This is a genomic window from Arthrobacter sp. Soc17.1.1.1, from assembly GCF_036867195.1.
Taxonomy (GTDB): Bacteria; Actinomycetota; Actinomycetes; order Actinomycetales; family Micrococcaceae; genus Arthrobacter_D.
In genome coordinates, this window is record NZ_JBAJII010000001.1 from 3,403,713 (window position 1) to 3,429,088 (window position 25,376).

Below are 25,376 nucleotides of genomic sequence, written 5' to 3' on the forward strand. Positions count from 1 at the left end.
GTATAGATGCCGGGGGCACTCAGGGAGGTCCTGGCCGGAAATGTTCGAAGATGTCGGGGCTCAGGGCAGCCCGTGCCGGCGGACGAAATCCCGGTGCATCTCGGTCTGCGACAGCGCGGAGAGCAGCTGGAACCCGCGGAGGCCGTCCCAGCCCGCGGTCCACGTCAGGCGTGAGGCGATGCCCCACACGGTCGGCTCCTCCTCGAGGACGGCGGCCACCTCCCGGGCCCGCCCCAACTGGTGCGCGGCGCACCGGGCGGCCCGCCGGTCGAGGCCCATGAACCGGTAGCCGTGCCCCGGCGCCGCCTCGTACCGGCCGTAGGGCAGGATCCGCTCCACGGACGCGAGGTAGTCGGCCAGCGGATTCGACGCCGTCGCTCCCCCGAGCCCGAGGCCGGGGAACACGGTCGGCAGGACGTGGTCGCCGGTGAAGAGGAGACCGCGGTCGTCGTCGCGCAGGCACAGGTGCCCGGCGGTATGGCCGGGGGTGGACATCACCGCGACCCGGAAGCCGGGCACGGGCAGGAGGTCGCCGTCGTCGAGCTCCCGGTCGACGGCGAGCACCAGCCCCTCGGGTGACCGGTCCACGTCCTGGACCAGCTCCCCGCGCCGCTCCTCCGGTACACCCCAGTCCGCCAGGCGCCCGAGCTCCGCGGCCGTATCGGCGCGGCGGACGCTGCGCCGCTCGAGCGCCCGGCGCTCCAGCGCGTGCATCGCGAGCGGTGCGCCGGACGCATCCCGCAGGCGGGCGGCCATCCCCACGTGGTCCGGGTGGAGGTGCGTGCCGGTGATGCCGGTGACGGCACCGGCCCCGGAGGTGCCGTTCCCGGGGGTGGAGCGCGCGATCTCCGCGAGGGCCGTGGTGAGGCGGTTCCAGTTCTCGTCGGAATCCCAGCCGGGATCGACGACGTGCACGCCGCCGTCCGCGCCCCGCAGCAGATACGTGAAGGAGTAGGCGAGGTGGCCGCCGGGCATGGGTTGGGCCAGGGCCCAGACGTCGTCGCGTACCCGGTCCAGCGGGGGGAGCCCGCCCCGCTGGAGGGCCTGCATCTGCCGCGTGCTGGTGGGGCGCAGCTCCGGGTGGCCTTCGTCGCTCATGCGCCTGCCGTCCGTCGCCGATCGGAGGTCGGGATGCTCTCCGGGTCGGCCGGGTCGGTCCACTGTGTGAGGGCGACGGTGAAACCGTGGACGAGGCGTTCGAAGCTGCGGTCGATGTCCGCGCTCATGGCGAACGATCCCGTGGTCTCGAACAGGACGAAGCCGTGCAGGGCCGAGCGGAAGGCCCGGATCGCATCCACGGCGTCGTCGCCCGCCAGGTCGAACCCGGAGAGGACGTCGCCGATGACCTGGATACCGGCGAGCGACACGGCCTCGTCCTCGAGGTCGCCCGGTGAGGGCTGCCGCTGCGAGGATTCGTAGCGGGCAGGGTGTTCACGCGCCCAGTCCCGGTAGGCGTGGGACATGGCGTGGATGGCGGCCGCGCCGGAGCGGCCGACCGCGGCGCGGGCCAGTACCTCACCGAGTTCGCGTTTCGCGCGGACCGAGATGTCGCGCTGCAGTCCCGCCATCGAGTCGATGTGCTTGTAGAGCGAGGGCTGGCGGATTCCGAGCCGTCCGGCCAGGGCCGCGAGCGTCAGTCGGTTCAGGCCCACCTCGTCGACCATCAGCGCCGCCTCCTCCACCACCCGGTCGCGGGAGAGGCCTGCCCTAGGCATGCCGCACCGTCCCGAGGAAGCGCAGGACGGCGTCCGCGGTCACCTCGGGCTGCTGGGCCTGGGGGTAGTGGCCGGCCTCGGCGACCATGACGACCTCCGCCCGGAGGGCGTCGCCGATGAAGCGGGCCTCGGCGGCGGGGTCCTTGAAGTCGGGGTCCTTCTCCCCCATGACCACCATCGTCGGGGCGGTCACCGCACCGAGCTTCGCCTCGGCGGGACCGTGGTCGGTCTGCCGGGTGGTGAACGAGAACGCCCTGCCGTAGGGCTTGCGCCTGAGGCTCGCCACGACCGCCTTCCGGTACTCCTGGAAGTCGTCGGGCTTGCGGCCGGCGTAGAGGGTGGGCATGTAGCCCTTCCAGACGGTCGCGATCCACGCCGGGGCCATCATGGCGCGGAACATCCCGCGGACGACGGCGTTGGCGGGCGGGTTCCGCACGAACGGGCCCACCAGCACGAGTCCGTCGATCAGGTCGGGATGGTCGGCGGCGACGATGACCGCCGCACCGGCGGCCAGGGAGTTGCCGACGACGACGGCCGACCCGCCGAGGTGCGTGATCAGCGCCCGGATGTCACCTGCCGTCTCGACGTCGCCGTAGGCGGAGAAGGTGGTGTCGCTGTCACCGTGGCCACGGAGATCGGTGCTCGCGACCGAGTAGCCGGCGGCGACGAGCACCGGCGCGAGGAAGCGGTACGACGAACGCAGTTCGCCCATCCCGGGCACGAGGACGAGCAGCGGACCGGAGCCCTGGAGGTCGTACGCGACGCGCCCGTCGGGGCGGGCGAGGTAGTGGGTCGTCGGGGTGGGGGCGGAGGCAGGAGTCATGTAGCTAGTATCCATCCCCAATTGGCTATAGTCAATAGCCAATTGCCTCCCCTCCTCGACGAGCACCCCTTCCGTCCCGGCCCCTGGCTCAGCCGCCGAACAGCGCCGCGACGCGCGTGAGCGTCTGGAAGACGCCGTAGGCGAGGGGCACTCCGACGAGCGCCCAGACGGCTGCGATGCGTGCTCCGGCCATGTCAGGCCTCCTTCGCGAATTCTCGGGGTGCCCCGGGGACGGGTTCGTGGAAGCGGGGATCGACCGGCCGGACCAGCAGGTTGGCGATGAAGCCCACGATCAGCAGGCCCACCATGGTGAGCAGCGCGGGCTGGTAGGCACCAGCGGTCAGCTCGCCCGGCGTGCCCTGCGAGTCGAGGAACGCATTGACGATCAGCGGCCCCGCGATACCGGCGGCGGACCATGCGGTGAGCAGCCGGCCATGGATCGCACCGACCTGGTACGTCCCGAACAGGTCGCGCAGGTAGGCGGGGACGGTGGCGAATCCGCCGCCGTAGAAGGAGATGATCACGAAGGCCAGGACGACGAAGAGCAGCGTGGTGGATGAGCCGGCGAGGGCGAGCATCGCGTAGAGCACCGCCCCGACCCCGAGGTAGACCATGTAGATGCGCTTGCGTCCGATGATGTCCGACGTCGTCGACCAGACGAACCGCCCGCCCATGTTGCCGATGGACAGGAGTCCCACGAAGCCGCCGGCCACGGCGACGGTGACCGCCGTCGTGCCGTCCGCGCCGCGGAAGAAGTCCTGGATCATCGGTGACGCCTGCTCGAGGATGCCGATGCCGGCCGTCACGTTGCAGAACAGGACGACCCAGACGAGCCAGAACTGGCGGGTCCTGATCGCGTTGGCGGCGGACACGTTGTCCGTGGTGACGAGCGGCTTGGACTTCAGCTTCGAGGGATCGAACCCCTCGGGCTTCCAGCCGTCGGCCGGCACCTTGATGGTGAGGGCACCGAACATCATGTAGACGAAGTAGACGACGGCGAGCGTGAGGAACAGCTTCCCGACGGCGTCGCCGCTGGCCACCCAGCCCTCGGCGCCGGAGTTCGGGTCGTACATGCGCAGCAGCTGCGTGGACAGCGGGCTGGCGATGAGCGCGCCGCCGCCGAAGCCCATGATGGCCATGCCGGTGGCGAGGCCGGGACGGTCGGGGAACCACTTGATCAGCGTCGATACCGGCGAGATGTAGCCGATGCCGAGTCCGATCCCGCCGATGAAGCCGTACCCGATGTAGACGAGCCACAGCTGCTGGGTGAAGATGCCGAGCGCTCCGACGAGGAAGCCCGAGGTCCAGAACACGGCGGAGGCGGCCATCGCCTTGCGGGGTCCGTTGCGGTCCACCCACGTGCCGAGCACGGCCGCCGACAGGCCGAGCATCACGATCGCGATCGAGAAGATGATGCCGATCTGGGTGAGGGTGGCATCGAAGTGGGCCGTCAGCGCCGTCTTGTACACGCTCGTGGCGTACGCCTGGCCGATGCACAGGTGGACGGCGAGCGCCGCCGGCGGGATGAGCCAGCGGTTGTATCCCGGTGGTGCGATGGTGTTCTCGCGGTCCAGCCAGCTCATCGATGCCCTCTCCATAGCATGAGTGGCCGATCCCGGCCATGATTGATACAGGCAAGTATGCTGTGGATCACACCCGCCGGACACTCTTCCCCGGCAGGTGGCGCTCCTGGCGCGCCGAGTGGTAGGGGCGGCCCCATAATAGCCAGCAGGCTTAGTGTTCTCGCCTAGAATGGCCCCTATGTCCACCACTGAGCAGGTTCCCGACACCAGATTGAAGCGCGGCATCTCGGGGCCGCTGCTGTACCTCTTCATCCTCGGCGACGTCCTGGGCGCGGGCGTCTACGCGCTCGTCGGCGTGATCTCCGAGCAGGTCGGTGGCGCCATCTGGGTCCCCCTCATGGTGGCCCTGGCCCTGGCCCTGCTGACCGCCGGGTCGTACGCCGAACTCGTCACCAAGTACCCGAAGGCCGGAGGTGCCGCGGTCTTCGCCGAACGCGCGTTCAGGAGGCCGTTCATCTCGTTCCTCGTCGGTTTCAGCATGCTCGCCGCCGGCGTGACGAGCGCGGCCGGCCTCGCCCAGGCCTTCGCCGGCGGGTACCTCACCACCTTCATCGACGTTCCGCCTGCACCCGCGGCCCTGGTGTTCCTCGTCCTGCTGGCCCTGCTGAACATGCGCGGCATCAAGGAGTCGGTCCGCAGCAATGTGGTCATGACCGTCATCGAGGTGTCGGGCCTGGTGCTGGTCATCGTCGTCGTCGGCATCTTCGTGGGCGGCGGCAACGGCGACATTTCCCGTGTCACCGAGTTCCCGCCCGGCGTGGGCGTGGCGTCCGCGACGCTGTCCGCAGCCCTGGTCGCCTACTACTCCTTCGTCGGCTTCGAGGTGTCCGCGAACGTCGCCGAGGAGGTCGAGGACGTGAGCCGCGTCTACCCCCGTGCCCTCTTCGGTGCCCTCCTGACCGCCGGCGTGGTGTACCTCCTCATCGGTCTCGCGTCCTCCGCGGCGCTCGCCCCCGAGCAGCTCGCCGGCTCGAGTTCACCACTGCTCGACGTCGTCGCCGCGACCGGCGCGGGCATCCCGAACTGGCTCTTCAGCCTCGTGGCCCTCATCGCCGTCGCCAACGGCGCCCTGCTCACGATGATCATGTCCAGCCGCCTGACCTACGGGATGGCGGAGCAGGGGCTGTTCCCGTCGGTGTTCGACCGCGTGCTCCCCAACCGCCGCACCCCCTGGGTCGCGATCATCGCCACCACCCTCGTGGCCATGGCACTGACGCTCACGGGCGGGCTCGAGTCGCTCTCGCAGACGGTCGTCCTGCTCCTGCTGTTCGTGTTCCTCAGCACCAACATCGCGGTGATCGTGCTGCGGAAGGACACGGTGGACCACCGCCACTTCCGCATCCCGGCGATCTTCCCGTACCTCGCGATCGCGTCCTGCCTCCTGCTGCTCACGCAGCAGACCGGTGAGATCTGGCTCCGCGCCGGGATCCTCCTGGCCCTCGGGCTCGCCCTCTACGGGGTCCAGCACCTGGTGCGCGGCCGGACGAAGCCCGCCCGGTAACGCGCAGCCGGCATCTGTCGCCGGCATGCGCCGGCACAGGACCCGGCAGGACAAGACCCGGTGCGCACAGGGGAGGCGGGACGCTCCCCTGTCCGCACCGGGGCTCCTACCGCTTGCCGTACTTGCGGTGCACCGCCTGCTTGCTCACGCCCAGGCTCTGGGCGATGGCCTCCCAGGACAGCCCGGCCTGGCGTGCGCCGCGCACGAGGCCGGCCTCCGCCCTCCCCACCTCCCGGTGCAGTTCGGCGATCGCCCGCAGTGATTCCGCGGGCCCCTTCCCATCCATCGAGCCGACGAGTGTCCTCATGCGCTCCACCTCCATACGTCAACATTAGTTGACAAACGGAGGTGGAGGCAAGGGTGCGCTCACCAGGCATGCGGGGCGGGCCTGCGCGTGCTCGGAAGCGTGTTGTTGAGGCGCCACTCGTGGATCCACCCGGGCAGCACGAGATCCTCGGGCGGCGCGCCGAAGGCCGCGATGATGTCCTCGTTGCTGACCGGGCCGTCGGCGGAGACGAGCCGCGTGGCGATCACTGCCCGCGCGTAGATCTCGCCGTCGGACACGGCGCGCTGCTCGAAGTAGATGGCGCGCTCGTCGAGACCGAGGATGCGGGTCTCGACGGAGTACCGCTGGCCGAGCTGTAGCGACCTGCGGAAGCTGATCGTCTCCCCTGCCGCGACGGGACTCCATCGGCGCGCTCGCATCATCCGCCAGACACCGCTGCGGACCATGAGGTCGAAGCGCCCGAGGTCGAACACCGAGAAGTACATGCCGTTGTTCATGTGCAGCGCGATGTCGATGTCCGTCAGGAGGACGCGCAGGGGGATGCTGCCGGAGTCCCAGATGCCGAGGGCGGGCCGCCTGCCGGAGACGAACAGTTGCAGCATCGTGCGGAGGAACAGGTGCATGCCGTCATATTACTCATCGGTAACATAGCCGTCGACGACGCCGGTGAGTGCGCGACAACGGCCAAAACGGAATATTTTCTCCGCTTTGGCCGTTGTCGCCGTCAGGACACCATCCACGAGGAATCGATCAGCACCAGGAGCAGTCATGACCACCAGCACCCAGATCCAGCTCGTCTCACGCCCCGTCGGAGTTCCCACCGCCGAGGATTTCGCCACGGTGGAGGTCGAGCTCGCCGCACTCGGGGAGAACGAGGTGCGCGTCCGCAACGAGTACGTGTCCGTCGACCCCTACATGCGGGGCCGGATGAGCGACTCCAAGTCCTACATCCCGCCGTTCGAGCTGGGCGAGACCATGACGGGTGGCGCCGTGGGCAGGGTCGTGGAGTCGACCTCCGACGCCCTCCCCGTGGGCAGCGCGGTCCTCCACAGCCTCGGCTGGCGTGATGTCGCGCAGGGGCCCGCCGGCCACTTCTCCGCCCTCCCGGAGACGGACCTGCCCCTGTCGGTCTTCCTCGGCGCCGCCGGCATGACCGGGCTCACCGCGTACGCCGGACTGAAGCGGGTGGCAGGACTGCAGGAGGGGGACATCGTCTTCATCTCCGGAGCAGCCGGCGCCGTCGGCTCCATCGCGGGGCAGGTGGCCCGCAAGCTCGGCGCGTCACGGGTCATCGGCTCGGCCGGGTCGGACGAGAAGGTGGCACTCCTGAAGGAGAAGTACGGGTACGACGACGCGTTCAACTACAAGGACGCCCCCGTCCGGAAGCAGCTCCGGAGCGTCACACCCGACGGCATCAATGTCTACTTCGACAACGTGGGCGGAGATCACCTCGAGGCGGCACTCGACCGCCTCAACCGCGGTGGCCGTGCCGCGCTCTGCGGAGCCATCTCCCAGTACAACGCCACGGAGCGCATCCCGGGCCCCGACAACATGGCCAACCTCGTGAAGAACTCCCTGAAACTCGAGGGATTCATCGTCGGCCAGCACCAGGACCTGCAGGCCGAGTTCGCGGAGAGGATGACGGGCTGGCTCGCCGACGGCAGCGTGGTGTTCGACGAGACGGTCGTCGACGGCATCCAGAACGCCGTCAGCGCCTTCCTGGACATGATGGACGGCGCCAACACCGGCAAGATGCTCGTGCGCCCCTGACCGCTCCGCGGGTGCGGCAGGGACCCCGGCCGGGCCGGCGGCCCCTGCCGGACCGCGATCCCGACGGTGCCCGGTTCCGGCTAGGCCTCCGCCGCGCGCAGTGCCGCCTCGAGCCGCTTGCGCTGGTCGACCGGCAGGAGCGCACGGTACTGCGGGAACTCCGTGAGGAACTCGCGGACGCGCGGGCAGTAGGGGACGACGGCGATGCGGCGCCTGTGGGCATTGAGCAGGACCTGGCGGATGAGCGCCGGCTCGACGTCGACGGCGTCGAAGCGCGGGTCCACGACGGACTGGATCAGGACCGCGTGCGCCCCCTTCATCTCGTACTTGACATGCCCGACCATCGTGCCGTCGCTGAACAGCTCGAAGCGGGCGAACAGGGCGTTGTCCCGGAACCCGCTGCGGGTCCTCACGGGAGCGGAGCGCACCTCCGCCTGCACCTCGCGCCGCTCGATCTCCTCGACCAGCAGTTCGTAGTGGGCCACTGCCTCGATCGGCGGGAAGTCCCGATCGAGCAGGCGGTAGGCCTGGTTGCACAGGACGCGCAGCTGGCGCGTCGAGACGACGGACAGGTCCTCGGGGAATTCCGCGTCGTCGGTGCGAGGCAGGGGGCTGGGCGAGATCCGGGGAATGGCACCCCACCCCGCCTGGTCCACGTCAGTCGGCTGCGCGGACTGGTGCCCGTAATCGGCAAAAGAGGTTGTTTCCATGGTCAGCTCCACGATCGTGGTTCGATGGCCCGCTGCTAGGCCTTTCAGAAACTATAGGCGCATTCTTTCCCGATGGGAAATGAAGGAGCCTTACTATATCTTCATCGAAGCGGTTCCGGGCCTCCGGCTCGAAGGAATAGTGATGCCGCGATCGGCCCGGCCTGACGGCGGCCGGACCACGGCGGGCGACGTACCCGCGCGGTCGACGCCCGGGCGATCCTGGACCTCCAGCTCCGGTCTCGTCGGCTGGCGCCCGAGGAATCCGTTCGTCACCGCGACGATCCCGTCCTGCGCCGTCCGCCGGTCCGTGGTGGCGACCCCGTCGCCGGGCTGGTCCCCGTAGTCGCCGAAGAAGGCATGCACTCCCCCCGCTGATCTCCGCGAAGCGGGCGTCGGCCGGCAGCCGCCGCCGGTCCACGTCGTCGTTCCCTGCCGCGACGACGGATGCCGAGACACCGCCGAGAGAATGGCCGCCCACCGTCCACGCGGTGATCCCAGGATGGGCAGCCAGGGCCGAACGCGCCTGCCCCGTCTGGAGCAGCGCGATGCCGAGCGGCTCCTTCAGGACGACGACGGTGGTCCCCTCCTGCGCCACGCGGGCCAGGAGCGGCACGTAGGCGAGAGCCTCGACGCGGGCTCCGGGGCGATCACCGCCAGCGCGCCGATCCCCGCCCGCACCGGATGCCGCCGGGCCGGCGGAGGCCTCCTCGCTGCACGGAGCGTCAGCGCCGCCACACCGGATCCGGCGACGAGTGCTGCGATCAGGAGCGCCGGCAGCAGCGGGTGCGACCGCGCCACCGCGGGGTTCGTGGCGAAGAGCCACAGCGGTGTGACGAGGAGAGCGATGGCGGAGCATGCGGCGGGGGCACGGTGCAGCATGGCAGGCCTTCTCCCGGCGCTCCGCGCCCTGGGGACACGCCAAGGATATATCTCTACGGTGGAGATACAGGGCCTGTCCGGTTGACGCCGCAGGCGCGGGCGGGAAAGGCTGGTGCGGACACATCCCCCCGAGCAGGAGTTCCCCATGGCCCTGGCCCCCACCGTCCAGCTGCGCAGCGGCGCCCACCTCCCCCTCCTCGGGCTCGGAACCTGGCCGCTGGACGACGCCGGTGCAGCGGACACCGTGGAGCGGGCGATCGGGACCGGCTACCGGCTGATCGACACCGCCGAGAACTACCGCAACGAGAAGGGCGTGGGCGAAGGGATCCGCCGCTCCGGCGTGCCCCGCGAGGAACTGTTCGTCACCACCAAGTTCAACCGCGAATACCACGGCAGGGACGGCGTCCGGCGCGCCTTCGAGGCGAGCAGCGCGCTCCTGGGCCTCGACTACATCGACCTCCTGCTCGTGCACTGGCCCAATCCGGACCAGGGCCGCCAGGTGGAGGCCGTGCAGGGCATCGCCGCACTGCTGGAGGAGGGGCTCGTCCGCGCCGTGGGCACCTCCAACTACAAGCCGGCCCACCTGCAGCAGGTCATCGATGCCGGGATCGTCCCCGATGTGAACCAGATCCAGCTGGACCCGCAGCGGCCGCGCATCGAGGAACGCGCCTTCCACAACGAGCATGGCATCGTGACCGAGTCGTGGAGCCCCCTGGGCCAGGGCGGCGGGCTCCTCGACGAGCCCGGACTGGTGGCAATCGCCGAGGCGCACGGCCGGACACCGGCGCAGGTGGTGCTGCGCTGGCACGTGCAGCAGGGCATGGTCGCCATCCCGAAGTCCTCCGATCCGCGGCGCCTGGCGGAGAACCTCGACATCTTCGACTTCGAGCTCTCGGGCGCGGAGCTCGCCCGCCTCTACACGCTGGACACCGGCGACGCGGAGATCGTGGACTCGGACGAGTTCGGGCACTGACCTGCCGCCGGGGCCACCGGTTCTCCTTGACACCGGCCCCGCCCGCCGGGAACGTAGTAAGCACGCTTAGTTCTTCGCGCGGGCCGGGTGATCCGGCCTGCGCGGGGGCATCGACCGGAAGGAAGATCAGCATGGCGGACGAACCCGGCAACCAGACACCGAACACTCCTGACGTCAGCGAGACGGACCTGCGCGGCATGACAGTGGACGAGCTCCGCGAGGAGGCCAGGCAGGAGGGACTCCCGGGCACCTCCGGGATGCGGAAGGCCGAACTCGTCGACGCGGTCGCCGAGGCGAAGCAGGGCCACGCCACGGGGTCGGACGGGTCCGGCGACGGGCCCGAGGATCCCGACGAGGTCGGCGCCGGACCCGACGGCGGCAGGATCCGCACAGGACCCGAGACCTCGAAGTCCCTCAAGTACTCCCAGGAGATCACCTCTCCCGACGAGGACCCCGAGCGCGAGGGCCGCAGCCTGGCGACGACGCACCACGAGGTCATCAAGCAGTGGGCGGAATCCCGCGGCGCGCGCCCGGCCGCGGTGGAGGGGACGGACCATGGCGACCATCTCGGAGTCCTCCGCCTCGATTTCAACGAGGACACCGACAAGCTGCGCCACGTGAGCTGGGACGAGTGGTTCCGGACGTTCGACGAGCGCCGGCTGAACTTCGTCTACCAGGAGCAGCGCAAGGACGGGAAGCAGTCGAACTTCTTCATCCTCGAGAGCCCCGACCGCGAGGATGCCTGACGGGGCGCCCTGACCGGGGGCGAGGGTGATCGGGCATATCCTTGGCGTGGTGCCCCTTCCGCCGGCAGCCGCGCCTTCCTGACGGCGATGCCCCGGCCCGGCGGGCTCCCTCCATCCACCGAGAGGACCCCGCGTGCTCGAGATCGCCGTGATCCTGGTCGCCGGCTTCTGGGCAGGCATGATCAATGTGGTGGTGGGCTCCGGGACGCTCGTGACCTTCCCGACCCTCCTGCTGTTCGGTTACCCGCCGATCGTCGCCAACATCTCGAACAACATCGGCCTCGTGGGCGGCGGCCTGTCCGGTTCGTGGGGGTACCGCCGCGAGATCGCCGCCAACAGGCGGCTCCTCCTGAAGCTGCTGCCGCTGTCGGTGCTCGGCGGGCTGGGCGGCGCACTGCTGCTGCTCGTGCTCCCGGCGGCGGCCTTCCAGGCGATCGTGCCCGTCCTCATCCTCATCGGCCTCGCCATGGTGGCGCTGGCGCCGCGCGTGCAGCGCGCGGCTGCCGCGAAGGCGGGCGATGCCGACCCCGACGCCGCCCCCTCCCGGCGCCGCTCGCTGGTCCTGCTCGCCGGCATCGGCGTCCTCGGGGTGTACGGCGGGTACTTCGGGGCCGCGCAGGGCATCCTCATCGTCGGCCTGATGAGCATGGTCACCATCGAGAGCCTCCAGCGCATCAACGCCATCAAGAACGTCCTGACCACCGCCGTCAACGGCGTCGCGGCCGTCACGTTCATGGTGTTCGCGTGGAGCTCGATCAACTGGGCGCTGGTGCTCATCATCGCCGTCGGGGCCACCCTCGGCGGATTCCTCGGCGCCCGGGTGGGCCGCCGGCTCTCACCCCTCGCGCTACGCGCCACCATCCTCGTCATCGGCACCGCGGCGCTGATCCGCATCGTGTTCTTCGGCTGACCGCCACCCACCACCCCGGAAGCAGGAATCCCATGCAACGCTTCACCTGCGCCGTCTGCTCGGCGCCCCTGTTCTTCGAGAACTCCCGCTGCCTCGCCTGCGGCACGCAGCTCGGCTTCCATCGCGGCGAGCGCATCATCGCGCCGCTGGACGACGACGGCGTGTACCGGGACCTCGACGGCCTGTCCCTGCGCCGCTGCGTCAACCTCACGCTCTCGGGGTGCACGTGGCTGGTGCGGGAGGAGGGCGACGAATGCTTCAGCTGCACTCTCACCCGCAGCCGCCCGGACGACCACGACACCACCGGCCTGGCCCAGTTCCTCGACGCCGAGCGGTCCAAACGGCACCTCATCTACGAGCTGGACGTGCTCGGCCTGCCGATCGAGGACCGCACCCGGAACCCCGAGCGCGGGCTCGCTTTCGACCTGCTCTCCAGCGTCGAGGAGAAGGTGGTCATCGGGCACCAGAACGGCCTGATCACCATCGATCTCGCCGAGACCGTGGACTCCCACCGCGAGAAGATGCGGGCCAAGCTCGAGGAGCCCTACCGCACCATGCTGGGACACTTCCGCCACGAGACCGGCCACTACTTCGAGGGCACCCTCGTCTTCTCCGACCCGGCCCTGACGGAACGGGCCCGCAGCCTCTTCGGCGACGACCGGGCCAGCTACCAGGACGCCCTCGAGCGGCACTACGCGGAGGGTGCGCCCGAGGACTGGCGCCGGGAGCACATCTCGACATATGCCACCATGCACCCCTACGAGGACTTCGCCGAGACGTTCGCGCACTACCTGCACATCTGCGACACCGTGGACACGGCCCTGCAGTACGGGCTCGCCGAAGGCCCCGGGCCGAACAGCTCCGAGGACTTCGGCGAGGTGGTCCGCGAGACCTGGATCCCGCTCTCGGTGGCCCTGAACCAGGTCAACCGCAGCATGGGCGCCAACGACCTGTACCCGTTCGTCCTGCCGCCCGCCGTCATCGAGAAGCTGGACTTCGTGCACGCGCTGCGCGTCCGCGTCGGGGAGCCGGTGGTCGACGGGGCGGCCTGACGGCGTCGGGGTGTCGGGGCGTCCGGGACGCCTACGGCCAGAGCATCTCCCGGCGCCAGCCCTCGCCGAACCGCGTGTACAGCAGGCGGGTGTGGCGCCGTTCCTGGTCCGCCTGCCAGAACTCGACGGCGTCCGGGGCCACCGTGAAGACCGTCCACGTGGTCGAGGCGAGGCCGTCGGTGGCCTCGATGCGCGCCACCTGGTCCGCGACGGCGTCGTCGAGCTCGTCCCTGCTGCGCAGCACCGAGCTCTGCGACCCTGCCAGCACGAGGGCCCGGGCCACGGGGTGCCGGCGCTGGAAATCGGCGTCGTTCTCCTCGGTGGTGCCGGTCGAGACCGTCCCGCGGATGCGCACCTGCCGGCCCGCTGCGGGCCAGAAGAACGAGAGCGCGGCGGAGGGGTGCGCCGCCAGCTGCCGCCCCTTGGGGCTGTCCGCGCTGGAGGCCACCTGCCAGCCGGACCGGGTGAGGTCCTTGAGGATCACCACGCGTGCGTCGGGCAGTCCGTCGTCGTCCACGGTGGAGAGGGTCACCGCATGCGGCGCCGCGATGCCGTCCTCGACGGCGCGGGTCAACCACTCGACGAACAGGTCCACCGGGGAGTCGGGCGCCGCCAGCGGGTCGAAGGGCGGCATGTCGTCGGGGAACACGGGGACGCCGCGCACGAGGTCGCGGATGAGGCCTGGCTCGGTCATGCCGTCAGCCTAGTGGCCGGAGGTGACACGTGCGGATGAACGGCGCAAACGGCCGCCCGCTGCGCCGGGGGTGTGCTGCCGTGCGGGCCGGCGGCATAGAGTCGGTGGATGCCAGCGCACCAGGACCAGTACGTAGGACCCCGGGACCTCACCCGCTGGGAGTCGCCCATCGGCCGCCTCCTCGTGCGGTTCGTCCGACCGCTCGCCCGCTGGGCGGGACCGCACGGGGCCCTGCTGCTCCTCATCGGGATCGGCGGGGGGATCGCCGCCGCCCTGACGGCCGTGTCGGCCGAGGTCTACGAGGCGGTCGTGGAGTCGGACGGCGTCGCCGCCCTCGACCGCCCGGCGCTGGACCTCGCCGTCTCACTGCGCCAGGACGGGCTGAACGCCTTCATCACGGGCTACACGAACATCGGCGGGCCCATCGGCATGCCCATCCTCGCCGTGTCGATCATGGTGCTCCTCGCGGTGAGCCGCAGATCGTGGTCCCCCGTGATCCTGCTGCCGGCGGCCGCCTTCGGCTCCCTGCTGATGACCGTCGCGGGCAAGGACGCCTTCGGCCGGCTGCGCCCGCCGGTCGAGCTCGCCGTCCCGCCCTACGAGTCGTCGCCGTCGTTCCCGAGCGGGCACTCGCTGAACGCCCTCGTCATCGCCGGTGTCGTCGCGTACCTGCTCGTACTGCGGCAGCACCGCAAACGCACCCGTGCGCTCACGATCGCGCTCGCCATCCTGTTCGCGGTGACCATGGGGCTCAGCCGCGTCTACCTCGGTCACCACTGGCTCACGGACGTCCTGGTGGCCTGGACCCTCGGGATCGCCTGGCTCGCCGTCGTCATCACCGTCCACCGGCTCTTCCTAACCTTCCGGCTGCACCGGGCGGGCCCGCGTGCCGCAGCCGCCTGAGGCTCCCGGGCGGCCCCTGCGGCGGGACGCCCGCCGCAACCGCGAGGTGGTCCTCGCGGCGGCGCGGCGCATGTTCGCCGAGCACGGCGCGGACTGCAGCTTCGAGGACATCGCCCGGGAGGCCGGCGTGGGGGTCGGCACGGTGTACCGCAGGTTCCCGGACCGTCGCACGCTGATCGAGGCGATCCTGGAGCAGCGCATCGTGGACGTCGACGACGCCGCCGCAGCAGCGCTCCGGCTCGACGACCCGTGGGCGGCCGCGCGGCACTTCGTCGGGGCCACCGCCCGCATGCAGGTGGAGGACCGGGGGCTGCGGGAACTCCTGCACGACCACCGGTTCGTGTCGTCCGGGCTCGCCCTGCTGCGCCGGCGCATCACGCCGGCCGCCGATGAACTGGCGCGCCGTCTCCGGAAGGACGGCGCGGCGCGGACGGATCTCACGGGACAGGACCTGGTGGCGCTCATCCGCATGCTCGGCTCACTCGGCCCCGGGCCCGCCGACCGCGCCGACCCCGACGATCCCGCCGGGCCGCCGGCCGGGTTCGAACGATACCTGGACCTCGTCCTGGACGCGCTCGGTCGCGAACGCCCGATCCGCGGCTGAGGAGCGGGTTCCGCTGATCGACAGCCGGCTTCATACTTGCTGGGAAGACAGTGCACTCCCCTCCCCGGAAAGGACGATGATGTCGAAGACCTCAGGCGTACAGGCCACCCAGTCGGTAATGCGGCGCAAACCCATCGACTACGTCGAGGACGAGACAGGCCGCACCGGCCTGTTCAAGAGCCTCGGACTATGGCAGCTGACCGCGATCGGCGTGGGCGGTATCATCGGCGTGGGCATCTTCACGCTCGCCGGCCTCGTGGCCAACGGCGGGGAGGACGGCGACCCGGTGGGCCCGGCCGTGCTGATCTCGTTCCTCATCGCCGGCCTCGCGAGCGCCGCCGCGGCGCTGTCCTACGCGGAGTTCGCGGGGATGATCCCGCGTGCCGGCTCCGCCTACACCTACGGCTACGTGGCCCTGGGGGAGATCATCGGCTGGTTCATCGGCTGGGACCTCCTGCTCGAGTACATCGCGATCGTGGCGGTCGTCGCGATCGGCATCTCGGGGTACTTCACCGAGTTCATGTCCGGGATCGGGATCACCGTCCCCACCTGGATGCAGGGCACCCCTGACACCATCGAGGGCGGCCTGGTCAACGTGCCCGCGATCGTGGTGTGCCTGATCATCACGTTCATCCTCAGCCGCGGCACCAAGACGTTCGGCCGGTTCGAGCTCATCGCCGTGGGCCTCAAGATCCTGCTGATCCTCGGGATCGTGGGCCTCGGCTTCTTCTACGTCAACGCCGAGAACTACTCGCCGTTCCTCCCGTCGGGCTTCGGCGCCGTGTTCACGGGTGCCGCCACCGTGTTCTTCGCGGTCTTCGGCTACGACGCCATGAGCACCGCGGCGGAGGAGGCGACGGACGGCAAGAAGCACATGCCGAAGGCCATCCTCCTGTCCCTGGCGATCGCGATGACCCTCTACGTGCTGGCGACCCTCGTGCTCACGGGTATGCAGAACTACGAGGACATCAGCCCGACGGCCGGCTTCGCCTCGGCCTTCCAGTCCGTGGGCCTCCCCGTCATCGCGACCATCATCTCGGCCTTCGCCGTGATCTCGATCCTGACCGTCATGCTGACCTTCCTCCTCGGCGTGACCCGCGTGTGGTTCTCGATGAGCCGCGACGGTCTGCTGCCGGCCTGGTTCTCCACGACCGACCGTCACGGCACCCCGCAGCGGGTCACCTGGATCGCCGGTATCGCCTCGGCCCTGCTCGCCGGGGTGTTCCCCATCCGGGCCGTCGCGGACCTCACCAACATCGGCATCCTCGCGGCGTTCGTCGTCGTCTGCGTCGCGGTGATCGTGCTGCGCCGCACGCGGCCCGAGGTCCCGCGCACCTTCAAACTGCCGCTCATGCCGATCGTGCCTGCCTTCGGCGTCCTCGCGTCCCTGTTCCTGATGCTGCAGCTGCACTGGGAGACGTGGGTGCGGTTCGGCATCTGGCTCGTGATCGGCCTGCTCATCTACTTCTTCTACGGCCGCAAGCACTCGCTCATGAACCCCGACAGCCCCCGCCACGCACCGTCGAAGCGGGAGGCCTGACCGCTCCCGACATGGAAGGCAACGGGCCCGCCGCACCGTAACGAAGATGCGGCGGGCCCCGCCATGTCCCTATCCTCGACAGGGACCGGCGGCGCATCGTCGGTCGCCCACCGATGCCTACCCAGCGAAGGACCAGCACCTCCATGGACCTCTTCCGGACCAAGTCCGTCGAACAGTCGATCAAGGACTCCGGTGAGAAGGGACACGGTCTGAAGCGTTCCCTCACCACCTGGGACCTCATGATCATGGGCGTCGCCGTCGCCGTCGGGGCGGGGATCTTCTCGGTGGGCGCGCAGGCCGCCGCCTTCAATGCCGGCCCGGCCGTGACCATCTCCTTCGTGCTGGCGGCCATCACGTGCGCCCTCGCGATCATGTGCTACGCCGAGTTCGCCACCGCGATCCCTGTGGCCGGCAGCGCCTACGTGTTCACCTACGCCACCATGGGCGAGCTGCTCGCCTGGATCATCGGCTGGAACCTGATCCTCGAGCTGCTGATGGCGGCCGCCGTCATCGCGAAGTTCTGGGGCGTCTACCTCGGTGATCTCTTCACGGCCCTGGACCTCGACGTCCCCGCCGAGATCAGCGTCCTGGGCCTCGACCTGACGTGGGGGCCGCTGCTGATCGTCGCGGTGTTCACCGCCGTGCTCATCTACGGCACCAAGCTCTCGGCCCGGGTCAACAGCGTCTTCACCGTCATCAAGATCGCGATCGTACTGTTCGTGATCGTGGTCGGCTTCTTCTACGTCCGCCCCGAGAACTTCACGCCGTTCGTCCCCGCCTCCCAGCCCGCGGCGGACAGCGGCGCCGGCTGGGCAGACCAGCCCTTCCTCTCCTTCCTGAGCGGGGCCTCCCCTGCCGCCTTCGGCTTCACCGGGATCATCTCGGGTGCGGCGCTCGTGTTCTTCGCCTTCATCGGGTTCGACGTCGTCGCCACCTCCGCGGAGGAGGTCAAGAACCCGAGCCGCACCCTCCCGCGCGGTATCTTCGCCGGGCTCGCCGTGGTGAGCGTCCTCTACATCCTGGTGACCCTCGTGGTCACCGGCATGGTGCCGTACACGGAGCTCGGGGCCTCGGGGTCGCCGTCGCTCGCGACCGCCTTCCAGCTCGTCGGCGCCGACTGGGCGGCCGGCATCATCTCCCTCGGCAGCCTGATCGGCCTGACCACCGTCATCATGGTGCTGCTCATGGGCCTCGCCCGCGTGATCTTCGCCCTCAGCCGCGACGGCCTCCTGCCCCGCGGGCTGAGCCGCACCTCGGACAAGCACGCCACGCCGGCGCGCACGCAGGTTCTCTGCGGTGTCGTCGTCGCGCTGCTGGCCGGGTTCACCCAGGTGGAGGTGCTCGCCGAGATGATCAACATCGGCACCCTGACCGCATTCATCACGGTGAGCCTCGGGATCATCGTGCTGCGCAGCAGGCGCCCGGATCTCACGCCCGCGTTCCGCGTGCCCTTCGGCAAGGTCATCCCGATCGCGTCGGCCGCACTGTGCCTGTACCTGATGTTCAACCTGGCCACCATCACGTGGGTGTTCTTCGCCGGCTGGCTCGTGGTGGGCTTCGTCATCTACTTCGCCTACGGTTACCGCCACTCCCGCCTCCGTACGGAGCAGCAGGTCACGGTGTAGATCGCCGGTGGATCGCCGGTATGCCCCTGCAGATCGCTGCAGGGGCCGGCAGATCGCGCCTGCCGGAGTGCGCCGGCGCCCGGAACAGGAGATGATGGTGCCCCGGAGCGGCTGCTTCGGGGCACCCGCCAGCTGAACCAGGAGAACCACGATGTCCCAGGATCCGTATCCCGGCGAGCGCCCCTCCACAGGGGGCTCCGAGAACCAGTCCGGCGGCCCGTCCGACGGCGGCGCCTACGGCAGCAGGCCCTACCAGCCCACCCAGCCGTACCAACAGCCGTACCAGCCCGGTGGATACGAGGCCGGCGACTACCCGACGGGTGCGTACCAGTCAGGCGGCTACCAGGCGGGGCCCTACCGGTCCTACCAGCCCTCCTACGCGTCGATGGAGGGCGAGAAGGCCGCGCAGCTCTCCCTGATCCTCGGGATCGTGGGGCTGTTCGTGGCGGGCATCATCCTCGGGCCGCTCGCGATCTGGCAGGCACTCAAGGCCGAACGCCTCGGCGTGCCGGCGACGGCGGGGAAGGTGCTCGGCTGGATCACCACCATCCTCTACGCGCTGGCGGTCCTCGCGGGGATCATCTTCTTCGTGATCCTCGTGGTCGGGCTGGGCGCCACGTCCACCTACAGCAGCTGATCCTGCCGCCGTCAGGGCCGTCGGCCGCCGGGCCCGTGCCGTCAGGGCCGTCAATGCCGTCAGTGCCGTCAGTGCCGTCAGTGCTGTCAGTGCCGTCAGAGCGTGGGGAACAGGCGCGTGGACTGCTCGCCTGCCTCGAACACGCGTGAGTGCGGCCCGGTGCCGACGATCAGCGGATCCGGCGTGCCGACCACGTCATGGTCCTTCTCGTCGTAGTCGAGGACGGACAGGACGTAGCGCAGCGCCTCGATGCGGGCCCGCTTCTTGTCGTTGCTCTTGATGACCGTCCATGGGGCGTCCGCGGTGTTCGTGTAGAAGAACATGGCCTCCTTGGCCTCCGTGTAGTCGTCCCACTTGTCGAGGGACTGCAGGTCCATGGGGCTCAGCTTCCAGCGGCGCACAGGGTCGGTGTGGCGCTGGGCGAAGCGGCGGCGCTGTTCCGCCCGGGACACCGAGAACCAGAACTTGATCAGGTGCGTGTCGGCGCGGACGAGCATGCGCTCGAGCTCGGGGGCCTGCCGCATGAACTCGAGGTACTCCGTGGGGGTGCAGAACCCCATGACGCGCTCCACGCCGGCCCGGTTGTACCAGGACCGGTCGAACAGGACGATCTCGCCGCCCGAGGGGAGCACCGAGACGTAGCGCTGGAAGTACCACTGCGTCTGTTCCTTCTCGCTCGGCTTGTCGAGAGCGATGATGCGTGCGCCTCGGGGGTTCAGGTTCTCCGTGAAACGCTTGATCGTCCCGCCCTTGCCCGCGGCGTCACGCCCCTCGAACAGCACCGCCACCTTGGCCTGGTTCTTCTTCACCCACCCCTGCATCTTGAGCAGCTCGATCTGCAGGGCGCGCTTGGCCTTCTGGTACTCGCGTTCGGTCATCCGCTTGTCGTACGGGTAGTCCTCGCGCCAGGTCGGCTGGTCCGGGTGCGGCAGGAGCACGTGGTCCTCGCCCTCCGCGTGCGGCGTGGGCACCGGGATGTCGGGTGGTGCCCCGACATCCGACATCCCCGTACCTGCCGTGCCGGTCCTGTCGGCAGGAGCGTCCGACGGTTCGTCGGTCAGGGCGTCCGTCGGCTCGTCGCCGAGCACCGCCGCATCGGAGGTCGTCCCCTCCCCTGGATCGTCGGTCGGTCCGCCGGTCGCCTCGCCCGCTGATCGGGCGGTGTCGGCATCGGTGTCGGTGTCGGTGTCGATGGCAGTACCGGTATCGGTGGCAGTACCGGCAGCTTCCTGCGCCGGTTCGTCCGTCGTCTCCGTCGTCTCGGTCATCTCGGTCATCTCGGTTCCTCGTTTCCGCCGGGTCCTTCATGGTTCCAGACACCGCTCCGGGGGTACATCCAGCCCGACCGACCCGGCCGGGCTGGACGACTCCACCGCGGGCTTGGTACGGCGCAGGCAGCCCTCGCACGGGGGATGCCTCCGGGGAATGCCGGACGGGCGATGGGGGTTCTAGCCCGTGCAGCACCCGAACCAGGAGACGATGCATGAGCCCCACCCAGACCGCCGAAGACCGCTGGATCCGCTTCCGCGCAGCGCGCGACGCCGCACTCGCGGAGACGCACGGCTGGCTGTCCCTGACGTCCTTCCACTGGCTCCCCGACCAGCCCGCCGACGTCGGGGAGGTGCCGGGCCTCTGGTCCGCAGCCGGCGACACCGCGAGCGTGACGGCGCGGCCATCCGACGGCCTGACCGACCTGTCGACCGGCCACCTCGTGGACGGCACCATCACCGCCGCGCTCGACGACGAGGACTCGCTCATGTGGGTGGCCTACGGCGGGCCGGACGGGCACCGCGTGGTGGTGGAACTGGCGCGCCGCGCCGGCCGCTACGCCGTCCGGACGAGGGATGCCGAGGCGCCCACCCTGGCGGGCTTCAGCGGGACCCCCGTCTTCGACTACCGGCCCGACCTCGTGCTCGAGGGCCGGTTCGAACCGTTCCCGGAGCCGCGGCCCGAGCGCATCTCCACGTCCCATCCCGACGTGCCCGGGACACAGACGTCCGTCGGTGACGTCGTCTTCACACTCCCCGGCGATCCCCGCGAGCACCGGCTCCGGGCATCGCAGGACGGGACGGGGGCGCTCGCCATCACGTTCCACGACGCCACCAACGGCACGTCGACGGCGTCCTGGCGCAAGGTCACCCTGCGCCGCCCCCGCCCCGACGGATCCGTGGTCCTCGATCTCAACAGGACCATCAACTACCCGAGCGCCTTCACCCCGTACGGCACCTGCCCCCGGCCGGTGGCGGGCAACATCGTCGACGCCCCGATCGAGGGCGGCGAGAAGCGGCCCCTGCCCTGATGGACAGGGCAGGGGCCGCCTGCGGGGTCATGCCTCGGGTGCTCGCCGCAGCCGTGGCCTCAGGCCTCCGCTTCGGGGTAGATGCTCCGTGTCTCGGTGCGTCGGTTGCGGTTGGTCACCCAGTCCGTGGGGTAGATCTTCGGCAGGACGTTGGCCAGCGCCAGTGAGGCGTAGATGACCGTGTTGATCGCGACGAAGGCCGCCAGGATGGCGAACATGTTGGTGTGGAGCACGGCCTCGGGGAGGACGATGCCGGTGCGGATGACGGGTCCTGCTGCGCTGCTGATCATGGCCTAGGCCTCCTGGGACGAGAGTCGGGACGCCGGAGCGGCGTGGGTGAGGTGCTTCCAGTTGGCCTGGCGGCCGAAGGAGAGATCGATGATGCCCTTGACGTAGACGAGGTTGAGGAACATGTCGAAGAACAGCTCGGGGAACAGCGTGAGGGCCAGGATGCGGGCCTTCCAGCCTCCCTTCCACACCGTGACGACCCGCTCGAGGGTGAACAGCAGGCCGAGCCCCAGCCAGAACGGGAACCAGATCCAGGTCTCGAGGGACACGATGGTGAGGATGATGAGTGCGAGGTAGGCACTGAGGGCGATCACGCCGTAGCCGATACCCAGCTGCTGCGCCCAGTAGCGCATGGTGGGGGCCGTGACGCCGTACGCGCCGATGTTCTCGAGTGCGCCCCGCTGCCAGCGCAGGCGCTGGTTCCACAGCGTGCCCCAGGAGGGCATGAGTTCGGTCACCACGGTGCAGTCCTGAGGCGAGATCATGAGGCCTCCGAGGGACTTCAGCGCGATCGTCAGCTCGTTGTCCTCGGTCAGCGCCGCGGTGTCGTACACGTCCCCGTGCACCCCCGGGAGGCTGCGGCCGCGGTTGTCCGCGATGGTGCGCAGTGCCACGGGCCGGAAGAGCGATGCCGTACCGGTGAGCACGAACACCCGGCCGGGGCGCCGGCGCATCTGGCGGGAGTAGCGGATGTACTCGTTGCGCTGGAACTGGCCGATCAGGCCGTGGCCGCCCTCACCGTAGAAGAGGCCGCCCACCGCCATCAGGGCGCGGTCCTGGGCGAAGCGCACCACCGCGTTGGCGAGGAAGCCGTCGTCGAGCTGGGTATCGGCGTCCATGATCATGACCACGTCGTTGTCACCCTGCCCGGGCAGGACCCGCCGCAGCGCCTGGTTGAGCGCGCCCGCCTTCTTCTTCGTGTTGCCCACCGACTCGATGACCTCGACGCCGGCCTCGCGCGCCAGCCGCACGGTGTCGTCCGTGCAGTTGTCGGCGACCACGATGATGCGCTCGGGGCGGTGGGACTGGCTCTTCAGGGACGCGATGGTCTGCGGGAGCGATGCCTCCTCGTTGTGCGCGGGGATGAGCACCGTGACGGTCACCTCTCCGGCGAACTGGCCGCGGTTGGCCGCCATGATCACCTTCGGTGCCAGGGGCCGGCGGCCCGGGTTCATGGAGCGGCGTGTCTTCGTCGCGATGTGCCGTTCCATGAGGGCGAGGCCGGCGGCGGCGAGCAGCGCGAGCGCGATGGCCGTGAGGATGGTGCTCACATCCGGGGCGTCCGCGTTGTAGAGGACGCGCCAGATCCCGATGACGGCGTCGTTCGACTCCGCGATCGTCGTGTCCGGCCCTTTGGCCGCGACGGCGAGCCACAGGAGTCCGGCAGCGGCGGTCACGATGCCGGCGATCACGATGCCGACGATGCGGTCCAGCCGGACGATCGCCCGGCGGGACGTCCTCTCCTCCTCCGATACCGCTGCGGGGTCCTGCCCCTGGGGTGCGTCGAGTGTCATGGTCATTGCTGCGTCGTCTCCTGAGACCTGGTGCCGCGCCGCTCCCGGGGAGCAGCGGCATTCACGTGTTCGGCGCAGGTCCTTCCAGCAGGGCCCGCGCTCTTCTCGAACGAGTCTTCCGCTGCAACCTCGACGCTGCCCTGTGCTGAGACCGAAGAATGCTTCAACGAACGGCACGGGTGGACCCTGACCCTGCATCCATCCCGTAGCGGAGCTCAACCGATCCCCCGGCGCACAATGGGACGGTGAGCGAACCGACCGACGCCCTGATCCCCCGTCCGCGCCGGGAGGTGGCGCCCGGCGCCGTGCACCTGCCCGGCTGGCTCGACCCCGACCGCCAGCGCGAGCTCGTGCGCCTGTGCCGCTCCTGGGCGAGCGGGCCGGTCCCCATGCGCGCCGTGACGATGCCGAACGGCGGCGTGATGTCCGTGAAGAGCGTGAGCCTCGGGTGGCACTGGCTCCCCTACCGCTACAGCCGCACGGCCGACGACGTCGGCGGTCGCCCCGTGGCGCCGTTCCCCGACGTCCTCCGCTCCCTCGGACGGGACGCGGTCACCGCCGCGTGCGGCCCGGAAGCGGGGGCGGACTACGAGCCCGACGCCGCGCTGGTCAACTACTACGACGACGCCGCGAGGATGGGCATGCACCAGGACCGGGAGGAGCGCACGGACGCGCCCGTGGTCTCGCTCAGCCTCGGCTCCTCGTGCCTCTTCAGGTTCGGCAATACCGAGAACCGCAACCGCCCCTGGCAGGACCTCGAGCTCGCCTCGGGCGACTTGTTCGTGTTCGGCGGTCCGTCACGCTTCGCCTACCACGGCGTGCAGAGGATCCTGCCGGGGACGGCGCCGGCGGGGATCGGCTTCGAGGGCCGGCTCAACATCACGCTACGGCAAACGGGCCTGGCCTAGGCGAGGATGATGCCGCGCGCGTAGGCGGCCTGCCCGGCGTGCTGCACGGCGTCGTCGAGCACGCTCACGAGCCGGACGAGCAGGGTCACGGGCGGGTCCCAGCGTTCGTCGACCACGCGGGCGAGGTCCCCGTCGTCGAGCCCTGCCACCAGGCCCTCGGCCAGGGTGTGGACGGCGTCGAAGTAGTCCAGCAGCTGCTGCGCCGAGCCGACCCGGACGGCGTCCACCTGGTCCGACGAGTGGCCGTACCCGGTGTCGGAGGGCTCCAGGGGCAGCCCCCACCGCTCGGCGAAGCCGTCCGTGAGCCACAGCTCGTCGTGGCCGAACGCCTCCGCGAAGTGGCTGTCCTCCACGCGCGTGAGATGCCAGACGAGCCAGCCGATCGGGTTCGCCGATCCGCCCGGACGGAGTGCCAGCTGGTCGGCGTCGAGCCCGTCGACGGCGGTGCGCACCAGATCCGGCAGGCGTCCGTAGGCCTCGGAGAGCACCTCGGCCGGCGTCACCGCGCGTCCTGTCCCGTCGCCGCCGCGCGGGAGGCCATGAGCAGCCGGAACCGGCGCCGCTGCAGCGCAGGGATCAGTGAGAGGAACTGCGGGTGGTCGACCAGGAATTCCTGGGCCTCGGCGCAGCAGGGCAGCACGGCGAGCCGCCGGCGGCGCGCCTCGAGGAACACGGCCCGCATCAGGGCGGGTTCGAGACCTGCGTGCCGGAACCGCGGATCCACGACGGCGTGCAGCAGCAGCACCTGTCCGCCACGCAGCTCGTACTGCACGTAGCCGGCCAGGGCGCCGTCGCGGTGGAGCTCGAAGCGGGAGAACAGGGCGTTGTCGCGGAACCTCCCGCGGGCGTCGTCCCAGCCCGCCTGACCCGCGGCCTTCCGCTCGCGCCGTTCGAGCTCCCCGACGAGGGCGTCGTACTGTTCCCGCGTCTCGAGGGAGTGCTCCGCCAGGTCGAGGAGCTGGTAGGTGCGGTCGCAGAGCCGGCGCAGCTGCCGGGTGGGGAGCGCACCGAGATCGGCGGGGACGTCGCCCGTGTCGCCTGTGTCGGCGAGACTGTCGGCGGGACTGTCGGCGGGGACATCGCCCGTGTCGCCTGTGTCGGCCGGGCTCTCGGCGGGACCGGCCGGAAAGGGAACAGGGCGCCGGGCGGGCCGGGACCGCGGTACGCCTCGCCTGGCGAGGGGTTCGAGTATCTCCGGGATGCGTTCCATGGTGGCTCCACGTCGGGCGGTCCATGGCCTCCTGCTCGACCAGTCCTTGAAGTCTAGGTGCCCCCGGCCGGTCCGGGAACAGGGCGTACCGTGACGGAGATCCGCTGGCGGGGATGCCGGACCCGTTGTAGGGCGGTGTCGGCAGCACGTGCACGACCAGACGCCGTAGGATCTGGGATCAACCCGGGCGGTGCCGTGAAGTCCGC

The 25,376-nt window shown here is 70.1% G+C and carries 29 protein-coding genes and 1 pseudogene; 14 read left to right on the top strand and 16 right to left on the bottom strand.

Going from position 1 to position 25,376, the window contains the following annotated elements; all coding sequences use genetic code 11:
• Positions 1-60: 60 nt before the first annotated feature.
• From V6S67_RS15745 to V6S67_RS15760, 5 genes are all read right to left on the bottom strand, one after another.
• A complete protein-coding gene (locus tag V6S67_RS15745; RefSeq protein ID WP_334211120.1) occupies positions 61-1,098 on the bottom strand; it encodes an MBL fold metallo-hydrolase in 1,038 nt (345 codons plus the stop codon).
• Complete coding sequence (locus tag V6S67_RS15750; RefSeq protein ID WP_334211121.1) at positions 1,095-1,715, bottom strand: TetR/AcrR family transcriptional regulator; 621 nt, start codon at positions 1,713-1,715, stop codon at positions 1,095-1,097. Before V6S67_RS15750 ends, V6S67_RS15745 begins: the two co-directional genes overlap by 4 nt.
• Complete coding sequence (locus V6S67_RS15755) at positions 1,708-2,538, bottom strand: alpha/beta fold hydrolase (RefSeq protein WP_334211122.1); 831 nt, start codon at positions 2,536-2,538, stop codon at positions 1,708-1,710. The genes V6S67_RS15750 and V6S67_RS15755 overlap by 8 nt, the downstream gene beginning before the upstream one ends.
• Before the next feature lie 88 nt (positions 2,539-2,626).
• Positions 2,627-2,731 (bottom strand): MFS transporter small subunit, encoded by a 105-nt coding sequence (locus V6S67_RS20000; RefSeq protein WP_442884820.1) that lies wholly within the window; start codon positions 2,729-2,731, stop codon positions 2,627-2,629.
• A gap of 1 nt (position 2,732) precedes the next feature.
• Positions 2,733-4,121 carry an OFA family MFS transporter gene (locus tag V6S67_RS15760; protein WP_334211123.1) on the bottom strand — a complete coding sequence of 463 codons (1,389 nt, stop codon included), beginning with the start codon at positions 4,119-4,121 and terminating at the stop codon, positions 2,733-2,735.
• 178 nt (positions 4,122-4,299) lie between these two features.
• Between V6S67_RS15760 and V6S67_RS15765 the strand changes: the two genes are divergently transcribed.
• On the top strand, positions 4,300-5,622 hold the full coding sequence (locus V6S67_RS15765) for an APC family permease (RefSeq protein WP_334211124.1): 1,323 nt from the start codon (positions 4,300-4,302) through the stop codon (positions 5,620-5,622).
• Between the two features lie 106 nt (positions 5,623-5,728).
• Here the strand turns inward: V6S67_RS15765 and V6S67_RS15770 are convergent, their stop codons facing one another.
• Together V6S67_RS15770 and V6S67_RS15775 are read right to left on the bottom strand one after the other, a co-directional pair.
• Positions 5,729-5,944, bottom strand: coding sequence for an AsnC family protein (locus tag V6S67_RS15770; RefSeq protein ID WP_334211125.1), 216 nt, complete (start codon positions 5,942-5,944; stop codon positions 5,729-5,731).
• A gap of 44 nt (positions 5,945-5,988) precedes the next feature.
• A complete protein-coding gene (locus V6S67_RS15775; RefSeq protein WP_334211126.1) occupies positions 5,989-6,531 on the bottom strand; it encodes a thioesterase family protein in 543 nt (180 codons plus the stop codon).
• Positions 6,532-6,676: 145 nt separating this feature from the next.
• Here V6S67_RS15775 and V6S67_RS15780 point away from each other — a divergent pair, with 145 nt between their 5' ends.
• Positions 6,677-7,678, top strand: coding sequence for an NADP-dependent oxidoreductase (locus V6S67_RS15780; RefSeq protein WP_334211127.1), 1,002 nt, complete (start codon positions 6,677-6,679; stop codon positions 7,676-7,678).
• An 80-nt stretch (positions 7,679-7,758) separates the two neighbouring features.
• On the opposite strand, the gene V6S67_RS15785 is transcribed toward V6S67_RS15780, so the two are convergent.
• Positions 7,759-8,388 (bottom strand): GNAT family N-acetyltransferase, encoded by a 630-nt coding sequence (locus V6S67_RS15785; RefSeq protein WP_334211128.1) that lies wholly within the window; start codon positions 8,386-8,388, stop codon positions 7,759-7,761.
• Between the two features lie 142 nt (positions 8,389-8,530).
• On the opposite strand from V6S67_RS15785, the gene V6S67_RS15790 reads away from it, so the two are divergent.
• Positions 8,531-8,731, top strand: a complete 201-nt coding sequence (locus V6S67_RS15790) for a hypothetical protein (RefSeq protein ID WP_334211639.1) — start codon at positions 8,531-8,533, stop codon at positions 8,729-8,731.
• A 129-nt stretch (positions 8,732-8,860) separates the two neighbouring features.
• Here the strand turns inward: V6S67_RS15790 and V6S67_RS15795 are convergent.
• Positions 8,861-9,001, bottom strand: a pseudogene (locus tag V6S67_RS15795) (alpha/beta hydrolase); the annotation flags it as partial.
• Entirely contained in the window at positions 8,950-9,267 is a 318-nt protein-coding gene (locus V6S67_RS15800) for a hypothetical protein (RefSeq protein WP_334211129.1), read from the bottom strand. The gene V6S67_RS15800 and the pseudogene V6S67_RS15795, both read right to left, overlap by 52 nt.
• A 112-nt stretch (positions 9,268-9,379) precedes the next feature.
• Here V6S67_RS15800 and V6S67_RS15805 point away from each other — a divergent pair, with 112 nt between their 5' ends.
• The 4 genes from V6S67_RS15805 (at position 9,380) to V6S67_RS15820 (ending at position 12,948) form a co-directional block, all read left to right on the top strand.
• Positions 9,380-10,240: an aldo/keto reductase gene (locus V6S67_RS15805; protein ID WP_334211130.1), complete on the top strand. Its 861-nt coding sequence runs from the start codon at positions 9,380-9,382 to the stop codon at positions 10,238-10,240.
• 131 nt (positions 10,241-10,371) lie between these two features.
• Complete coding sequence (locus tag V6S67_RS15810) at positions 10,372-10,986, top strand: Rho termination factor N-terminal domain-containing protein (protein WP_334211131.1); 615 nt, start codon at positions 10,372-10,374, stop codon at positions 10,984-10,986.
• A gap of 133 nt (positions 10,987-11,119) precedes the next feature.
• Positions 11,120-11,896, top strand: coding sequence for a sulfite exporter TauE/SafE family protein (locus tag V6S67_RS15815; protein ID WP_334211132.1), 777 nt, complete (start codon positions 11,120-11,122; stop codon positions 11,894-11,896).
• 32 nt (positions 11,897-11,928) lie between these two features.
• Complete coding sequence (locus V6S67_RS15820; protein ID WP_334211133.1) at positions 11,929-12,948, top strand: zinc-binding metallopeptidase family protein; 1,020 nt, start codon at positions 11,929-11,931, stop codon at positions 12,946-12,948.
• Positions 12,949-12,979: 31 nt separating this feature from the next.
• On the opposite strand, the gene V6S67_RS15825 is transcribed toward V6S67_RS15820, so the two are convergent.
• Complete coding sequence (locus V6S67_RS15825; RefSeq protein ID WP_334211134.1) at positions 12,980-13,642, bottom strand: pyridoxine/pyridoxamine 5'-phosphate oxidase; 663 nt, start codon at positions 13,640-13,642, stop codon at positions 12,980-12,982.
• A 108-nt stretch (positions 13,643-13,750) separates the two neighbouring features.
• Here V6S67_RS15825 and V6S67_RS15830 point away from each other — a divergent pair, with 108 nt between their 5' ends.
• From V6S67_RS15830 to V6S67_RS15850, 5 genes are all read left to right on the top strand, one after another.
• A complete protein-coding gene (locus V6S67_RS15830; protein WP_334211135.1) occupies positions 13,751-14,545 on the top strand; it encodes a phosphatase PAP2 family protein in 795 nt (264 codons plus the stop codon).
• Positions 14,529-15,149: a TetR/AcrR family transcriptional regulator gene (locus tag V6S67_RS15835; RefSeq protein ID WP_334211136.1), complete on the top strand. Its 621-nt coding sequence runs from the start codon at positions 14,529-14,531 to the stop codon at positions 15,147-15,149. Before V6S67_RS15830 ends, V6S67_RS15835 begins: the two co-directional genes overlap by 17 nt.
• A 79-nt stretch (positions 15,150-15,228) precedes the next feature.
• Positions 15,229-16,689: an amino acid permease gene (locus V6S67_RS15840; RefSeq protein ID WP_334211137.1), complete on the top strand. Its 1,461-nt coding sequence runs from the start codon at positions 15,229-15,231 to the stop codon at positions 16,687-16,689.
• Positions 16,690-16,832: 143 nt separating this feature from the next.
• Positions 16,833-18,314, top strand: coding sequence for an APC family permease (locus tag V6S67_RS15845; protein ID WP_334211138.1), 1,482 nt, complete (start codon positions 16,833-16,835; stop codon positions 18,312-18,314).
• 151 nt (positions 18,315-18,465) lie between these two features.
• Positions 18,466-18,951, top strand: coding sequence for a DUF4190 domain-containing protein (locus tag V6S67_RS15850; RefSeq protein WP_334211139.1), 486 nt, complete (start codon positions 18,466-18,468; stop codon positions 18,949-18,951).
• A gap of 95 nt (positions 18,952-19,046) precedes the next feature.
• Here V6S67_RS15850 and ppk2 read toward each other — a convergent pair whose 3' ends face one another.
• Positions 19,047-20,228 carry a polyphosphate kinase 2 gene (gene ppk2 / locus V6S67_RS15855; RefSeq protein WP_334211140.1) on the bottom strand — a complete coding sequence of 394 codons (1,182 nt, stop codon included), beginning with the start codon at positions 20,226-20,228 and terminating at the stop codon, positions 19,047-19,049.
• Positions 20,229-20,434: 206 nt separating this feature from the next.
• On the opposite strand from ppk2, the gene V6S67_RS15860 reads away from it, so the two are divergent.
• Positions 20,435-21,250, top strand: coding sequence for a DUF1684 domain-containing protein (locus V6S67_RS15860; RefSeq protein WP_334211141.1), 816 nt, complete (start codon positions 20,435-20,437; stop codon positions 21,248-21,250).
• 59 nt (positions 21,251-21,309) lie between these two features.
• Here V6S67_RS15860 and V6S67_RS15865 read toward each other — a convergent pair whose 3' ends face one another.
• Positions 21,310-21,540, bottom strand: coding sequence for a hypothetical protein (locus V6S67_RS15865; protein WP_334211142.1), 231 nt, complete (start codon positions 21,538-21,540; stop codon positions 21,310-21,312).
• Positions 21,541-21,543: 3 nt separating this feature from the next.
• Positions 21,544-23,058, bottom strand: coding sequence for a glycosyltransferase family 2 protein (locus V6S67_RS15870; RefSeq protein WP_334211143.1), 1,515 nt, complete (start codon positions 23,056-23,058; stop codon positions 21,544-21,546).
• A gap of 239 nt (positions 23,059-23,297) precedes the next feature.
• Between V6S67_RS15870 and V6S67_RS15875 the strand changes: the two genes are divergently transcribed.
• On the top strand, positions 23,298-23,960 hold the full coding sequence (locus V6S67_RS15875) for an alpha-ketoglutarate-dependent dioxygenase AlkB family protein (protein ID WP_334211144.1): 663 nt from the start codon (positions 23,298-23,300) through the stop codon (positions 23,958-23,960).
• Here the strand turns inward: V6S67_RS15875 and V6S67_RS15880 are convergent.
• Both V6S67_RS15880 and V6S67_RS15885 read right to left on the bottom strand, forming a co-directional pair.
• Complete coding sequence (locus tag V6S67_RS15880; RefSeq protein WP_334211145.1) at positions 23,957-24,463, bottom strand: mycothiol transferase; 507 nt, start codon at positions 24,461-24,463, stop codon at positions 23,957-23,959. The genes V6S67_RS15875 and V6S67_RS15880 overlap by 4 nt on opposite strands.
• Positions 24,460-25,170, bottom strand: coding sequence for a GNAT family N-acetyltransferase (locus V6S67_RS15885; RefSeq protein ID WP_334211146.1), 711 nt, complete (start codon positions 25,168-25,170; stop codon positions 24,460-24,462). Before V6S67_RS15885 ends, V6S67_RS15880 begins: the two co-directional genes overlap by 4 nt.
• Positions 25,171-25,376: the final 206 nt, after the last annotated feature.

Bases quoted from the DNA above. Each gene is read 5' to 3' on its own strand.
- V6S67_RS15830 (WP_334211135.1), top strand. From the start codon at position 13,751: ATGCCAGCGCACCAGGACCAGTACGTAGGACCCCGGGACCTCACCCGC.
- V6S67_RS15785 (WP_334211128.1), bottom strand. From the start codon at position 8,388: ATGGAAACAACCTCTTTTGCCGATTACGGGCACCAGTCCGCGCAGCCG.
- V6S67_RS15810 (WP_334211131.1), top strand. From the start codon at position 10,372: ATGGCGGACGAACCCGGCAACCAGACACCGAACACTCCTGACGTCAGC.
- V6S67_RS15820 (WP_334211133.1), top strand. From the start codon at position 11,929: ATGCAACGCTTCACCTGCGCCGTCTGCTCGGCGCCCCTGTTCTTCGAG.
- V6S67_RS20000 (WP_442884820.1), bottom strand. From the start codon at position 2,731: ATGGCCGGAGCACGCATCGCAGCCGTCTGGGCGCTCGTCGGAGTGCCC.
- V6S67_RS15745 (WP_334211120.1), bottom strand. From the start codon at position 1,098: ATGAGCGACGAAGGCCACCCGGAGCTGCGCCCCACCAGCACGCGGCAG.
- V6S67_RS15760 (WP_334211123.1), bottom strand. From the start codon at position 4,121: ATGAGCTGGCTGGACCGCGAGAACACCATCGCACCACCGGGATACAAC.
- V6S67_RS15850 (WP_334211139.1), top strand. From the start codon at position 18,466: ATGTCCCAGGATCCGTATCCCGGCGAGCGCCCCTCCACAGGGGGCTCC.
- V6S67_RS15870 (WP_334211143.1), bottom strand. From the start codon at position 23,058: ATGACCATGACACTCGACGCACCCCAGGGGCAGGACCCCGCAGCGGTA.
- V6S67_RS15790 (WP_334211639.1), top strand. From the start codon at position 8,531: ATGCCGCGATCGGCCCGGCCTGACGGCGGCCGGACCACGGCGGGCGAC.
- V6S67_RS15845 (WP_334211138.1), top strand. From the start codon at position 16,833: ATGGACCTCTTCCGGACCAAGTCCGTCGAACAGTCGATCAAGGACTCC.
- V6S67_RS15840 (WP_334211137.1), top strand. From the start codon at position 15,229: ATGTCGAAGACCTCAGGCGTACAGGCCACCCAGTCGGTAATGCGGCGC.
- V6S67_RS15765 (WP_334211124.1), top strand. From the start codon at position 4,300: ATGTCCACCACTGAGCAGGTTCCCGACACCAGATTGAAGCGCGGCATC.
- V6S67_RS15800 (WP_334211129.1), bottom strand. From the start codon at position 9,267: ATGCTGCACCGTGCCCCCGCCGCATGCTCCGCCATCGCTCTCCTCGTC.
- V6S67_RS15775 (WP_334211126.1), bottom strand. From the start codon at position 6,531: ATGCACCTGTTCCTCCGCACGATGCTGCAACTGTTCGTCTCCGGCAGG.
- V6S67_RS15865 (WP_334211142.1), bottom strand. From the start codon at position 21,540: ATGATCAGCAGCGCAGCAGGACCCGTCATCCGCACCGGCATCGTCCTC.
- V6S67_RS15755 (WP_334211122.1), bottom strand. From the start codon at position 2,538: ATGACTCCTGCCTCCGCCCCCACCCCGACGACCCACTACCTCGCCCGC.
- V6S67_RS15750 (WP_334211121.1), bottom strand. From the start codon at position 1,715: ATGCCTAGGGCAGGCCTCTCCCGCGACCGGGTGGTGGAGGAGGCGGCG.
- ppk2 (WP_334211140.1), bottom strand. From the start codon at position 20,228: ATGACCGAGATGACCGAGACGACGGAGACGACGGACGAACCGGCGCAG.
- V6S67_RS15885 (WP_334211146.1), bottom strand. From the start codon at position 25,170: ATGGAACGCATCCCGGAGATACTCGAACCCCTCGCCAGGCGAGGCGTA.
- V6S67_RS15780 (WP_334211127.1), top strand. From the start codon at position 6,677: ATGACCACCAGCACCCAGATCCAGCTCGTCTCACGCCCCGTCGGAGTT.
- V6S67_RS15825 (WP_334211134.1), bottom strand. From the start codon at position 13,642: ATGACCGAGCCAGGCCTCATCCGCGACCTCGTGCGCGGCGTCCCCGTG.
- V6S67_RS15770 (WP_334211125.1), bottom strand. From the start codon at position 5,944: ATGGAGGTGGAGCGCATGAGGACACTCGTCGGCTCGATGGATGGGAAG.
- V6S67_RS15860 (WP_334211141.1), top strand. From the start codon at position 20,435: ATGAGCCCCACCCAGACCGCCGAAGACCGCTGGATCCGCTTCCGCGCA.